Origin of the sequence: Bernardetia sp. Wsw4-3y2 (assembly GCF_037126295.1) — a bacterium.
In the GTDB taxonomy this organism is placed as follows: Bacteria; Bacteroidota; Bacteroidia; order Cytophagales; family Bernardetiaceae; genus Bernardetia.
This window is the reverse complement of record NZ_CP147017.1, coordinates 3,918,825-3,931,577: the sequence shown is the minus strand read 5'-3', so window position 1 is coordinate 3,931,577 and position 12,753 is coordinate 3,918,825. Positions and strand designations below refer to the sequence as shown.

Genomic DNA, 12,753 nt, shown 5'->3' with positions numbered 1-12,753 from the left:
GTTTAAAAAACTTCAAATCTATTAGAAATTACAATTCCGTAAAGCTATTTTTATTACTTTTGATTAATGAAAAAATCAGAATAAAACCTTGCCGTTGTTGGTGTCTCCACCAACGACTTCAACCATTCTAAAAAAAGTAATAATGCAATCCTACCTAAATTCAGCCAATGAAGTTTTTGATTTAGAAATTGATGCGCTACAAAAAGCAAAACACCAAATTGCAACTACCTTTGAAAAGGCTATTGAACTGATTTTGACTTCAAAAGGAAAAATTGTAGTTACAGGAGTAGGCAAATCTGGAATTATTGCACACAAAATTTCGGCTACTTTTGCAAGTACAGGAACGCCTTCTGTTTTTTTAAATGCTTCCGAAGCTCTTCATGGAGATTTGGGGATGGTTTCAAAAGGTGATATAGTAATTATGCTTTCTAAAAGTGGAACTACAATTGAACTTGTAAAAATGCTTCCAACACTCAGTAAAGTAGGCGCAAAAACAATAGGCATTTTTAGTAATATAGAAACTCGTCTAGCTCACAACTTAGATTTAGTTTTAGATGCAACTGTTGAGCGTGAAGCCTGTCCGTTGAATCTTGCACCAATGAGTAGCACAACGGTTTCACTTGTCATTGGTGATGCTTTGGCTGCTGCACTGATAAAAGCACGAAACTTTAAAGATAGTGATTTTGCTGTTTTTCATCCTGCTGGACAGTTAGGACGTAATCTTTTACTTACGGCTGCTGATGTAATGCACAGTAAGGAAAACTTACCAATTGTTTCTGCTCAAAACTCACTCAAAGAAGTTGTTATAGTAATGACAAAATATAATTTGGGTGCTGTTTGTGTTTGTAAAAATGAAGAAAATTCTATTAAACTAGAAGGAATAATTACAGACGGTGATGTAAGGCGTTTTCTGACTCATTCGGATACACTAACCGTAAAAGCAGAAGAAATAATGACACGAAACCCTATCTCTTTGCATCCTCAAATGCGACTCTCAGAAGTTTTGAGCGTAATGGAAAATAAAAAGCGTCAGATTTATGTCGCTCCTGTAGTAGATGAAAAAAATAACTGCTTAGGAGTTGTCAGAATGCACGATATTTTGAGTTATTGATTTTTTTATACAACACACTAGGAAGTCTGTTATACCTTTTAATTATTTCTTAGCGCATCGATAAGTTCTGATTTATTCATTTTCGAACGCCCTTCTATATCTAATTCTTTGGCTTGCTGATAGAGTTCTTTTTTAGTTCGGTCTTCGTACTCCTTTGCCTTTCCTCCTTTTTTTCCTGCTTCTGAGGCTGGGGTATTAGCGATGCGAGCTGATTTTTCTTTGCTATATCCTTCTCTGCGAAGAGCTTCATAACGTTCGTCGTCTTTGATTGAGTTTCCGTGGTCTTTTGCCATAATTTTTAAAAATTTTAAATTAGATTAAAATATAATTTATTTTTCAGAATGTTCTCTTAAAGCCTTTATTAGCTCGGCTTTATTCATTGTTGAGCGTCCCTCAAGGTCAATTTCTTGTGCTATTTTATATAGCTCTTTTTTAGTTTTGAGAGAGTAATTCATAATTTTCGCCTCTTGTTTTGGAGTTATTTTTTTAGGTTCTTCAGCTTTTGTTTCTGATTTAGGAGTTGTTCCTTTTTCTTTTTTTGTTACTTGATTATTCTCTACTTGCTCCTCTTCTAAATTTACTTGTACAGTTTTTAAAGGAGCTATTGCCTTTTTTTGTTTTTTCTTTTCAGAAAAAGGCAAATTTTCTCCTATTGTAGTACCTACTTTCTTGGCGACTAATAAAGAACTATAAAAAGCGATTTCGAACAAACTTTTGATAATCATATTTTTCTTTTTTGGTAGAGGTAGTAATTTATAGAATCCTGTATAAGGAGTAAAAATCGTCAGTAGAGATACCTACAATATTTATTTACAATGTCCAGTAATCTAAGTATTTTGATAAAATAACTCAAAAGCAAGTTAAAAGTTTTTGAATTTATTTCATAAAAAAAGGTTTGAATTTCTATTGAAACTCAAACCTTTTTCGTTCTACTCTTTTTATTTTTAGTCTAGTTAACTGTAAGACCAATTTTTTTCCAATCAAACAAACTACCTGGGTCGCTACGACGTGAAGGTGCATATTCATCGTGTCCTACAATGTGTTTACGGTCGTGGCTAATATCTGTATGACGGCTTTCAATATCATGTAAAAGACGAGCTAAAGATTTGTATTGAGCTTCTGTAAAGCCAACATCTTTTTTATTTATTTTTTGGTAAGTAGAAGTCGAAATGAATTTTGACATTTCATTTTGGGTTCCAATTGCCATCATTTCAATTCCTATAGAACGTCCATTTAAGTCATTGTGACGATGTGCTTCGTGTGAAAGTGTTCCTTTTCCTGCGTGGTGTGCAGAACGATTTTCATTTACTAAATGATGAATAACTCCTTCTCTGTCTATAATATAATGAGCAGAAACTTTATAGGTTTCAAATACATTCAAAATATCTTTTAAATTGTAAGGATTTTCTGGATTTTGAGCTGCATTACTACAAAAATGAAGCATTACGTGGGTAATAGAAGCATCTGAAGAACGAGTACGAGAACATGCATCTGATAAAAGTTTTGGAGCAACTTCTGTTTTGGGGATAAATTTTTCTTCGCCACCACCTAGAGTAGAAGTAGAAGATACAAAAGCAGAAGATATAAAAAATAAAACAAATAAAAGGCTAGTGATGGTCAGGTAGGTTTTCTTCATAATAAGCAAGTAGAAAGCAGTTAAATTAAACAAGAGTATAGAAAAGGGTAGAAATTTTTGAGTTAAGTATAAATCATAAGAAAGGGTATGATTTGTTGAAGGATAAACTCAAAACTATCTTTTTGCAAATAGTAAAACGTTTGCAACGCAATTTAATTATAATTGTTCAAAAACCAAACCAAATTCCAATTTTTATTTGGCTTTTTAAGCATATTACCAAATCTTTAAATAATTGTTAAACTAATTTATTGCTTTAAGAAAATTTATTTTTCATTTAGGTATCTGTCAAACTGACACGTGACTAAACAAATAGCACATTTGGCAAATATATTGCCTTTTTGATAGCATAATTAGAGTATAAGTTATTTAATTTATACAATAAGAGAATATTTATTCTTTACTAGTATTGAAAGTAAAATTATATTTTTTTTTGCTATAGTTTTATATAAATAATATTAAAAAAATATTCTCTCTACCTAAAAAAGACATTCTATTTCAAAATATAAAATCAAAATATAAGTAGTATGAATACTAACAATCATTCTGACAACGGTTCTACAAATAACCAAACTGAAGAAAATCTAAACTCAGAATCAAAAGCTGAATCTACTTCGGACACTTCGGCAGAAACAAATGAAGAAACAACAACAGAAACTGACAATTCAACAGAACCAAATTATCATGCCGAACTTTTAGAATTGAAAGATAAGCATTTACGTTTGTATTCTGAATTTGAAAATTTCCGTCGTCGTACTGCCAAAGAAAAAATTGAGCATACACAGCTTGCTAATAAAAACATGATGGCTGCGCTTATTCCTGTTTTAGATGACTTTCAGCGTGCTGAAGGTTCAATAAATCAAACAGAAGACCAAGACCAAAAAGCAGATATTGCTTTTGATGCTATCGGAATTTTACAAAAGCGTTTCCGTACCGTTTTAGAGCAACAAGGACTTAAAGAAATGGATTCACCTATTGGACAACCATTAGATACAGATATACATGAAGCTATCACAACTACGCCAGCACCTTCAGAAGAATTGAAAGGTAAAGTAGTTGATCAAATAGAAAAAGGATATTTTCTCAACGATAAAGTAGTTCGTTTTGCTAAAGTAGTTGTAGGTGCATAACCTAGCTAATGATTGGTTCAAGTACTTACACTTGGACCAGTTTTATTAAATTTAAAAGGAAAACAATCAAAAAATAGTGACATACTACTTTACAGAATTAGAAAAATTTAATTACCAGTTATGAGCAAGAGAGATTATTACGAAGTGTTGGGTGTTTCACGCAATTCATCAGCAGAAGAAATCAAAAAAGCCTATCGAAAGATAGCAATCAAGTTTCACCCAGACAAAAACCCAGGTGATGCAACAGCAGAAGATAAATTTAAGGAAGCTGCTGAAGCATACGATGCCTTAGGAAATCCAGAAAAAAAAGCTAAATACGACCGTTTCGGACACCAAGGAATGAATGGTGGTGGTGGTGGCTTCCAAAATGCTGACGATATTTTCTCTCATTTTGGAGATATATTCGGTGGTGGTTTTGGAGGTGGAGGTGGCTCTCCTTTCGATGATATTTTTGGTGGAGGAAGAGGAGGACAGCGTCAGAAAAAAGGTTCTTCTGTTCGTATCAAACTCAAACTTACACTTCAAGAAATTGCTCATGGTGTAGAGAAAAAAATCAAAATCAAACGCCAAGTTTTGTGTGACACTTGTGATGGTTCGGGTGCAAAAGATGCCTCTTCCAAACAAACTTGTAAGCAATGTAACGGAAACGGTCAAGTAAGACGTGTTACAAATACAATGCTTGGACAAATGGTAACTACAGCAGCCTGTCCTTCGTGTAACGGACAAGGAACAATCATTACTGACCCTTGTAAGTCGTGTAGTGGTGAAGGTGTTCAGATGAAAGAAGAAGTAACTGAAATAAAACTTCCAGCAGGAATTGAAGACGGAATGCAACTTTCTATGGCAGGAAAAGGAAACTACCCACCAAGAGGAGGCGTTGCAGGTGATTTATTGATTCTTATTGAAGAAGAAGAACACAAATACCTCAAAAGAGAAGGAAAAAATGTACATTATGATTTGTGTATCAGTTTTCCAGATGCTGTCTTGGGAACAACTGTTGAAGTTCCTACCATTGATGGCAGTGTGAAAGTGCCAATAGATGCAGGAACACAAGGAGGAAAAATATTGAGATTGCGTGGAAAAGGGATTCGTCCTTACAACACTTATGAAACAGGCGATCAGCTTATTCATGTCAATGTTTGGATTCCTCAAAAACTCACTAAAGAAGAACGCAAAGAAATGGAAAAACTAAAAACAGCAGATAACTTTGCTCCTGATTTAGACAAACAAGACCGTTCGTTTTTTGATAAAGTCAAAGAATTTTTTCATTAAATTTATGGCGTTGGTAAGACACCAACAATGATAAGATATATTTTTATAAGAAAAATCCATTTAGAAAAATTATTTTCTGAATGGATTTTTTGTGTGTACACCTCTTAATGATATATTTTGCATTCAGGTCTTTAGAATTAAACATTTTTTTCTCAGAAGTATCATGCATTAAAATATTACGCCTGTAATTAAGTTTGTGTATGAGAAATAGTAAGGTCTTTAGATAAAATAAAATCCACTCATTTATCCATATCATGCAAATAAGGACATATAAAAATTATCATTTATAAGGAATTTTAAAGCTACTTTTTAGTTAAAATCAATAGTCCCTTTCCAAAATACACCTTTTTTAGCAACTTTTATGTTATATAAAGTAAATTTTGACTTAATTTGCATATCTATTTAATTTGTGATTCTTCACAAAGATTATTTTAATTAAACTTAGTTTACCCAATAACTTATCAAAATATAATAGCATCTTCTTATGATTTATTCCGTACAAAAGCATTTCACAACAAAAAAACTATTACCAAAAAGTAGCATTTTTTTACTTACACTTCTGTTTTCTGTTTTCTTTTCTCTTACTGCTTTTTCTCAAAGTGAGCTTACAGGAAAACTAGAAACTATCAATCCATCTGGTAGTATTAATAATGGAATCGTCGTAGCAAAAGTACAAGGGGGAACACCTCCATATCGTTATTATTGGTCAAATGCAGCAACGCCTATTGTAGCTGACACATGTAAAGGAAATACAGAAGGAGCTACAGTTTCTTTGAAAGTAATTGATGCAGCAGATCAAGAGGCTGAGTTTCAGACGGTCGTAGAAGCAGAATCTGGTGGAGAAAATCTAAATGCTACTTTTACACCTCTAGTAAATGCAATGGCAACAGTTTTGTTTTTTGACCCATTTGCAGCAATAGGAATCTATGACCCAAGAATTCAAGTCAATGAAGGCAAAGTAAAAGCTCCTTTTGTAACAGACAAATCCCTCACAAAGATAACAGTAAAAAAATGGCTTGTTGAAGACAAAGCAAAAGTAAAACAAGCCGATTTGATTGCTATTGTAAGCTCAAATAAAGGAGATAGAGAAATTTATGCACAGTTTGACGGAACAATCAACATTGCACTTAAAGAAGGAATGACAGTTTATGATGTCACTCAAAATAAAGATGCTTCAGATGTTGTTCGTACAAATGGTGGTGTATTAGGAATTATAGCTTATGATAAAGAACAACCTCTTTTAAATCCGAATGGAACACCACAAACAAAATCAATCCCTTTAGTTGTTTTTTGGCTTGTTTTGGGAGCAATTTATTTTACCTTCAAAATGAATTTTATCAATTTTAGAGGTTTCAAACACGCAATTGATTTGGTAAGTGGAAAATTTGATGACCCTGAACATGATACTGGAGAGGTTTCTCACTTTCAAGCACTTACTACGGCACTTTCAGCTACTGTTGGTTTAGGAAATATTGCCAGTGTTGCTATTGCAATTTCTATTGGAGGACCAGGAGCAACTTTTTGGATGATTACGGCAGGTCTTTTAGGAATGTCTTCAAAATTTGTAGAATGTACACTGGGTGTAAAATATAGAATTATTGATAAAGAAGGGACAGTTTTTGGAGGTCCTATGTATTATTTGAGTCAAGGATTAGCTAAAAAACGTTTAGGCGTTTTGGGTAAAATTTTGGCTGTTACTTTTGCAGTGCTTTGTATTGGTGGTTCTTTTGGAGGTGGAAACATGTTCCAAGTAAACCAAGCCTTTGCGCAATTGGAAGGACAAATTCCAGCCTTAGTAGGTAATGGAGTATGGTTTGGAGTTGGTTTTGCCATTTTAGTAGGTGTCGTAATCATTGGAGGTATCAAAAGTATTGCTAAAGTAACGGATAAAATTGTTCCGTTTATGTGTGGTATTTATGTTTTGGCTGCTCTTATCGTAATTATGATAAATATTACTGCTGTTGGTGATGCAATTATGCTTATTTTTGATGGTGCTTTTAATGCTGAAGCTGCTGCTGGTGGTTTTATTGGTGTTTTGATACAAGGTTTCCGTCGTGCAGCCTTTTCTAATGAAGCTGGTGTAGGTTCGGCTTCTATTGCTCACTCAGCTGCCAAAACAGACGAGCCTGTAAGTGAAGGAATTGTGGCACTTTTAGAGCCATTTATCGATACAGTTATCGTTTGTACAATGACTGCACTTGTAATTATTTTTACAGGAGAATATGCAAATACAGAAGGTTTATCAGGTGCAATCTTGACTTCAAAAGCCTTTGGTAAATCAATTCCTTGGTTTCCTTATGTACTGACTGTTGCTATTGTTTTGTTTGCTTTCTCTACTATGATTTCTTGGTCATATTATGGTGAAAGAGCTTGGGCTTATCTTTTCGGACAAAGCAAAGTTGCGAGTTTAGTTTATAAAGCTGTTTTCTTGATTTTTGTAGTAATTGGTGCTTCTATTGAACTAGGTGCAGTAGTAGACTTTTCAGATATGATGATTTTGGGAATGGCATTTCCAAATATTTTGGGTCTGATAATCTTATCACCAGAAGTGAGGAAGGATTTAAGAGAATATTTTGGAAAAGTAAAATCAGGTGCAATAAAGAAGTTTAAATAAAACTTTGAATTAAGATACTATAAAAAAAGGCTTGAAAACTAAATTTCAAGCCTTTTTTAAAGGTGTAAGGTGTTGTGTGTAATGGATTTGTGTAAAAACACAAACTATTTATCTACTATAAAGCAGCATAATATGAAGTCTTTAGGTCTATAATATTGTAACGTTGTTACACTTCAACTTACTTTTATTTAAGATTTTAAAAAAATTCAACCAATTATTATGTTTATGAAAAAGCAATTTTTATTCGTGTTTTTAATCATTTTATCTTTTACTACTCTTTTTACTTCTTGTAAAAAAGATGATGAAGATGTTACAGAAGAAATTAAGGAATCTATCATCATAGGTCGTTGGGAAGGTGAAACTGTTACAATTTCAGTAAATCAAAATGGTGTTATTCTTCCTACTCAAACACACGATATTTCGAACACTATGATAGAATTTAATGCAGATGGCACATATAATTCTACAGGAAATGATGAAGACGGAAATTTAGTTGATAATTCAGGTACTTGGAAACTAAGTAATGGAGATAAAGAAATTATCTTTGATGCAAGTACTGAAGATGAAGATATTTATACTATTGATACACTGACTGAATCAGATTTAAAAATAAGTAGTCAAGAAGAAGAAACAATTGATCCTGATCAAGGTACTATTACAGCAAGTATCACAACAGATTTTAAGAGATAATAATTTGACTCTTTCAATAAACCTAAAAAAAGCTATAAAGAAATAATCTTTATAGCTTTTTTTTATTGAGTAATTTTACTTTAATCATACATAGAATTATCTGATCACAAACAAATTACAATTTAATAGTAGTATTTCAATTAATTTACTTTACCGTCTGCATTTCCTCTGGCAATTTAACATGTTTTTCTATAAACTTTTGAATATCCTCAATAGTATGTTCGTCTGTAAACTGAACAGGTTTTTTAAAGGTTACTTGTAAATTTGTACCCCGTTTTTTCAAAAAGAATCCTTTTTTATCAAATGCTCTTCTAAAGCCGTTTATGTAAACAGGAACTACAATAGGTTTTAGTTCGTGAATCAAATGTGCTGAGCCTTTTCTGACTGGTGCAAATGCTTTTGTTGTTCCTTGTGGAAAAGTTACTACCCATCCTTCTGCTAAGGCTTGTTTTATTTTATTGGGGGCAGATGTATCAGCTCCCCGATTAACTTCTTCTCCTTTTGCCCTCCAACTTCTTTTTATGGTTACTGCGCCTGTATAAGCCAACAATTTAGGCAGCCAGCCTCCATCTTTCATTGTTTCTTCGGCAGCTACATAAAACATTTTTGTACGTGGATTGAGCAGATAAACAGGAAAGTTTATATTTTTAAGTTTCCATTTTACGCTACAAAAAATATGATACATGACCATTACATCAGCAAAATAAGTTTGATGATTGGAAATAAACATAACTCCTTTATTAGGAAGGTTTATCAAATGCTCTGCACCTTCTACTTTTGTGTTATTCAGAATATTAAAACGTGGATAAGTAGCTGCCCCTAGAACGCCTACTAGCATTCGTTTCAAAAAAAGAAAATTTCCAAAGGGATCTTTTCTGATGAGTTTAATATCTTTTACTTGGTTTATCCAAGACATTTTCTGTTTGTCAGAACGTCTTTTATTAGTTTTTCTAAATTTTTTAGGCGATTGAATTTTATTTTTTTCTTCTTTGATAGGTGTGTGTGTGTCCATTATTTTATAAGTAAAAATGATAAAATGTGGTAGTATGAATAGTGTATTGGTTTGTTTGCTTTTTATACTAAACGAATAGCAATACACTTAGGTTTGGTTCTGAAAAGTTAAACAAATATTTTGAGAGTAAGTAGTTTTATTTTTTCTTAAATCATTTTCTATAAAAAAACTCTTTCTTATTCATCATTCTAAAAAAATAGAATAAAAATAAAAAAGAGTTTAGAAGTATTTTTATAAATAGATATAAGTTCAAATTTTTCTATATCTGTAAATAATTATGAATATAAATTAAATAAACTACTCATTCGTAATTACCTTCACTGCTTTAACAGATCATAATTTTTAATTCGTAATTATTTCTTATAATTATTCTCCTGCATTTTCTGTTGTTTCTTCCGTAGATGCTTCTGGAGCTTCTTCACTTGCTTCAGCAGCAGGCTCATTAGCTTTAGCAGCTTCTTCTTGTTTCTTACGGATAGCTTCAGTACGAGCTTCTTTTACCTTAGCTTCAGCAGCCATACGGTCTTTTGCAGCTTGTTGCTTATCACTAGAAAGTTTAGAAATACGGCTTTCAATTTTTTGATCTTTAGCTTCTCTCCAAGCTGCCATCTTTTCATCAGCAGATTCTTGAGTAATTGCTCCTTTGTTTACACCTAATTGAAGATGTTTACGGAACATTAAGCCTTTATAGTGCAACATTCTTCTTACTGTTTCTGAAGGTTGCGCTCCTACCATAAGCCATTTCATTGCTTTCTCATCGTCAATAACGATAGAAGCAGGAACAGTTTGTGGATTATAAGTCCCAATTTTTTCGATGAATTTACCATCACGTGGCGCTCGGGAGTCTGCTATCACGATTTCGAAACGTGCAGCTTTTTTGCGCCCTCTTCTTGCAAGTCTAATGCGAGTTGCCATAACTTATACAAAGTTTGAGAGGTCTGAAATAAAATAATTCTCTACAATAAAATAAAATAGAGCTTGTTATCCTTATACAGAAAACAAGACTGCAAAGGTAGAATTTTATTTTAATATTTACAATATTTTACTTCATTATTTAATTTCCAATGCTCCAATTTGATTAAAACCTTTATTTTTTGAGGTAATTGTAATGTACATTCTTTGAATTAGATATGCCCAAAATCCACAAATAAATGACATTAGAAGGGCTATTCCAAAATGAAAAAATAATCTAAAAAAAGTAATTTCTCCATATCCAATAAAATATTCTCCCAGATCAGTTCCATATTTCCATTGCATGAGTGCCAAAAAACAATGATGCCCAATAGCTAAACACGAATAAACAACCTGCATATGCCAATCTTGATAAATAATAAGAAGTGCTGCATTAGTAAAATAAAAAAAGTGCATTTCTGCCATTCCGTGAAGCTGACCTATAAATTGTAATAGAAAAATAGTATACACAACTGCAATCAAAGCCCTAGAAAGTTTACCTTCTTGCAAAACTAACCTAACTATAAGATACAACATACAGGTACAACCTGCTGTAATCCAAGTAAAAACCCACGTACTATATATAGGAGCAAGACAAACTCCAAGTAAAAAAAACAATCCGACAAACTTATCTGAAATAGAATCTACCTGCTTTTGTACCTCATTGAGATAACTTTCCTTATTGGTATATTCAACAATGGGAATCCATTTGTTAGTAAAAAATTTAGTCATATTTATAGAGTAGTTTAAAAAATAGGTAGGCAAAAAAGTAAACAGATACAGTAATTTTACAAATATAATCAGAAAAAACCATTGATTAATCAGCTTTTATTTGGAAAAGTGGAATAAAATGTAAAAATTACGTATTAGTTTATCCAATTCTATCTCTCTTGAGCGTTTTAGTAGTGTCTAAAAACGTTTTTGTCCAGAAAGCACATACAATAATTCATGAATTCATCCAATTTTAATAAATTTATAGAAGATTTTTCTTCCATTAATTCATCAGATGCAACTAATTTTGAAAGGGTTTTGAAAAAACATCCTTATTTTCAAACGGCTGCACTCTTTCTAGCTAAATCAAATCCTTTACAAAACAATACCCAAACGGCTGCATTGCGTTCGGCAGACCGTAGAGTGTTACGCACTTGGTTAGACGAAAATTATAGGAAAGAATTAGAAAAAGAAAAGCGAGAACTAGAAGCTAGACAAGCTATTTTGGAAACAGAAAATTACAAAGAAAATGAAGAATTAGATATTAATACAGAGTCTATAAATGCCTTTGACAAACTTGTGGGAACGCCAACAGTAGTACCAAAAAATAAAGAAATATCAGAAAACACATCAGAAGAAATCAATCAAAAGCTAGAAAATACTACTGAAAATAATCAAGAAATTGAAAATAAAGAAGTCATTTCTGAAAGCAATTTTTTTGATGAAATTGAAGAAAATAACTCTATAACTAAAACGACCGAAAATCAAATTGATTCTTCTAGTTTTTTTGATGACTTAGAAGATAATGAAAAATTAGAAAAAATAGACAATTCGACAATAAATTCTGATGCCAATTTCTTTGATGAAGTAGATGAAAACGAAAGTAATGAACCTATTTTCAAGGAACAATCAGATATAAATGAGCCTTTACCAACTTCAATTCCAGAAGAAAGCACTGATGCAAACTTCTTTGATGAAATAGATGAGAACGAAAGTAATGAACCTATTTTCAAAGAACAATCAGATATAAATGAGCCTTTACCAACTTCAATTCCAGAAGAAAGTACAGATGCTAATTTCTTTGATGAAATAGATGAGAACGAAAGTAATGAACCTATTTTCAAAGAACAATCAGATATAAATGCCCCTTTACCAACTTCAATTCCAGAAGAAAGTACAGATGCTAATTTCTTTGATGAAATAGATGAAAACAAAAGTAATAAACCTATTTTCAAGGAACAATCAGATATAAATGAATCTTTACCAACTTCAATTCCAGAAGAAAGTACAGATGCTAACTTCTTTGATGAAATAGATGAAAACAAAAGTAATGAACCTATTTTCAAAGAACAATCAGATATAAATGACTCATTACTAACAAATACAGTTACAGAAATTCCTCCAACGACTACAGATGCTAATTTCTTTGACGAGATAGAAAGTGATGATGAAATTTTTGGAGAAGCTCAAAAAGACTTAGATAATTATGATTTTCCAGATTTTGAAGATGAGAAAGAAGAAATAGAAAAAAATCAAAAAGTTAATGAGAACAAAAAAACAGATGAGGAAGGAAGTTTTTTTGATGATATTTAAAAAAATCCTTGTTGATACTGATTCAACAAGGATTTC

General features: G+C 32.2%; 12 protein-coding genes. 6 read left to right on the top strand and 6 right to left on the bottom strand.

Annotated features, from left to right (window positions below; translation table 11 throughout):
• Positions 1 to 142: 142 nt before the first annotated feature.
• Positions 143 to 1,111: a KpsF/GutQ family sugar-phosphate isomerase gene (locus V9L05_RS16160; protein ID WP_338792185.1), complete on the top strand. Its 969-nt coding sequence runs from the start codon at positions 143 to 145 to the stop codon at positions 1,109 to 1,111.
• A gap of 38 nt (positions 1,112 to 1,149) precedes the next feature.
• Here the strand turns inward: V9L05_RS16160 and V9L05_RS16155 are convergent, their stop codons facing one another.
• From V9L05_RS16155 to V9L05_RS16145, 3 genes are all read right to left on the bottom strand, one after another.
• Positions 1,150 to 1,404 carry a Rho termination factor N-terminal domain-containing protein gene (locus tag V9L05_RS16155; RefSeq protein ID WP_338792186.1) on the bottom strand — a complete coding sequence of 85 codons (255 nt, stop codon included), beginning with the start codon at positions 1,402 to 1,404 and terminating at the stop codon, positions 1,150 to 1,152.
• Positions 1,405 to 1,440: 36 nt separating this feature from the next.
• Positions 1,441 to 1,836, bottom strand: a complete 396-nt coding sequence (locus tag V9L05_RS16150) for a Rho termination factor N-terminal domain-containing protein (protein ID WP_338812888.1) — start codon at positions 1,834 to 1,836, stop codon at positions 1,441 to 1,443.
• 224 nt (positions 1,837 to 2,060) lie between these two features.
• Positions 2,061 to 2,747: an N-acetylmuramoyl-L-alanine amidase gene (locus V9L05_RS16145; RefSeq protein WP_338792188.1), complete on the bottom strand. Its 687-nt coding sequence runs from the start codon at positions 2,745 to 2,747 to the stop codon at positions 2,061 to 2,063.
• A gap of 524 nt (positions 2,748 to 3,271) precedes the next feature.
• On the opposite strand from V9L05_RS16145, the gene V9L05_RS16140 reads away from it, so the two are divergent.
• The 4 genes from V9L05_RS16140 (at position 3,272) to V9L05_RS16125 (ending at position 8,450) form a co-directional block, all read left to right on the top strand.
• Complete coding sequence (locus V9L05_RS16140) at positions 3,272 to 3,874, top strand: nucleotide exchange factor GrpE (protein ID WP_338792189.1); 603 nt, start codon at positions 3,272 to 3,274, stop codon at positions 3,872 to 3,874.
• Positions 3,875 to 3,994: 120 nt separating this feature from the next.
• Positions 3,995 to 5,146: a molecular chaperone DnaJ gene (dnaJ, locus tag V9L05_RS16135; protein ID WP_338812887.1), complete on the top strand. Its 1,152-nt coding sequence runs from the start codon at positions 3,995 to 3,997 to the stop codon at positions 5,144 to 5,146.
• Between the two features lie 484 nt (positions 5,147 to 5,630).
• On the top strand, positions 5,631 to 7,760 hold the full coding sequence (locus tag V9L05_RS16130; RefSeq protein WP_338812886.1) for an amino acid carrier protein: 2,130 nt from the start codon (positions 5,631 to 5,633) through the stop codon (positions 7,758 to 7,760).
• A 225-nt stretch (positions 7,761 to 7,985) separates the two neighbouring features.
• Positions 7,986 to 8,450: a lipocalin family protein gene (locus V9L05_RS16125; protein ID WP_338812885.1), complete on the top strand. Its 465-nt coding sequence runs from the start codon at positions 7,986 to 7,988 to the stop codon at positions 8,448 to 8,450.
• Positions 8,451 to 8,595: 145 nt separating this feature from the next.
• On the opposite strand, the gene V9L05_RS16120 is transcribed toward V9L05_RS16125, so the two are convergent.
• The 3 genes from V9L05_RS16120 to V9L05_RS16110 all read right to left on the bottom strand — a co-directional run bounded on the left by V9L05_RS16120 (position 8,596) and on the right by V9L05_RS16110 (position 11,145).
• Entirely contained in the window at positions 8,596 to 9,462 is an 867-nt protein-coding gene (locus tag V9L05_RS16120; protein ID WP_338812884.1) for a lysophospholipid acyltransferase family protein, read from the bottom strand.
• A 366-nt stretch (positions 9,463 to 9,828) separates the two neighbouring features.
• Complete coding sequence (locus V9L05_RS16115; RefSeq protein WP_338792193.1) at positions 9,829 to 10,377, bottom strand: 30S ribosomal protein S16; 549 nt, start codon at positions 10,375 to 10,377, stop codon at positions 9,829 to 9,831.
• Positions 10,378 to 10,512: 135 nt separating this feature from the next.
• Positions 10,513 to 11,145 (bottom strand): hypothetical protein, encoded by a 633-nt coding sequence (locus V9L05_RS16110; protein ID WP_338812883.1) that lies wholly within the window; start codon positions 11,143 to 11,145, stop codon positions 10,513 to 10,515.
• Between the two features lie 216 nt (positions 11,146 to 11,361).
• Between V9L05_RS16110 and V9L05_RS16105 the strand changes: the two genes are divergently transcribed.
• Positions 11,362 to 12,717 carry a hypothetical protein gene (locus V9L05_RS16105; protein WP_338812882.1) on the top strand — a complete coding sequence of 452 codons (1,356 nt, stop codon included), beginning with the start codon at positions 11,362 to 11,364 and terminating at the stop codon, positions 12,715 to 12,717.
• Positions 12,718 to 12,753 lie beyond the last annotated feature (36 nt).

Bases quoted from the DNA above. Each gene is read 5' to 3' on its own strand.
- V9L05_RS16130 (WP_338812886.1), top strand. From the start codon at position 5,631: ATGATTTATTCCGTACAAAAGCATTTCACAACAAAAAAACTATTACCA.
- dnaJ (WP_338812887.1), top strand. From the start codon at position 3,995: ATGAGCAAGAGAGATTATTACGAAGTGTTGGGTGTTTCACGCAATTCA.
- V9L05_RS16115 (WP_338792193.1), bottom strand. From the start codon at position 10,377: ATGGCAACTCGCATTAGACTTGCAAGAAGAGGGCGCAAAAAAGCTGCA.
- V9L05_RS16145 (WP_338792188.1), bottom strand. From the start codon at position 2,747: ATGAAGAAAACCTACCTGACCATCACTAGCCTTTTATTTGTTTTATTT.
- V9L05_RS16160 (WP_338792185.1), top strand. From the start codon at position 143: ATGCAATCCTACCTAAATTCAGCCAATGAAGTTTTTGATTTAGAAATT.
- V9L05_RS16120 (WP_338812884.1), bottom strand. From the start codon at position 9,462: ATGGACACACACACACCTATCAAAGAAGAAAAAAATAAAATTCAATCG.
- V9L05_RS16125 (WP_338812885.1), top strand. From the start codon at position 7,986: ATGAAAAAGCAATTTTTATTCGTGTTTTTAATCATTTTATCTTTTACT.
- V9L05_RS16150 (WP_338812888.1), bottom strand. From the start codon at position 1,836: ATGATTATCAAAAGTTTGTTCGAAATCGCTTTTTATAGTTCTTTATTA.
- V9L05_RS16110 (WP_338812883.1), bottom strand. From the start codon at position 11,145: ATGACTAAATTTTTTACTAACAAATGGATTCCCATTGTTGAATATACC.
- V9L05_RS16140 (WP_338792189.1), top strand. From the start codon at position 3,272: ATGAATACTAACAATCATTCTGACAACGGTTCTACAAATAACCAAACT.
- V9L05_RS16155 (WP_338792186.1), bottom strand. From the start codon at position 1,404: ATGGCAAAAGACCACGGAAACTCAATCAAAGACGACGAACGTTATGAA.
- V9L05_RS16105 (WP_338812882.1), top strand. From the start codon at position 11,362: ATGAATTCATCCAATTTTAATAAATTTATAGAAGATTTTTCTTCCATT.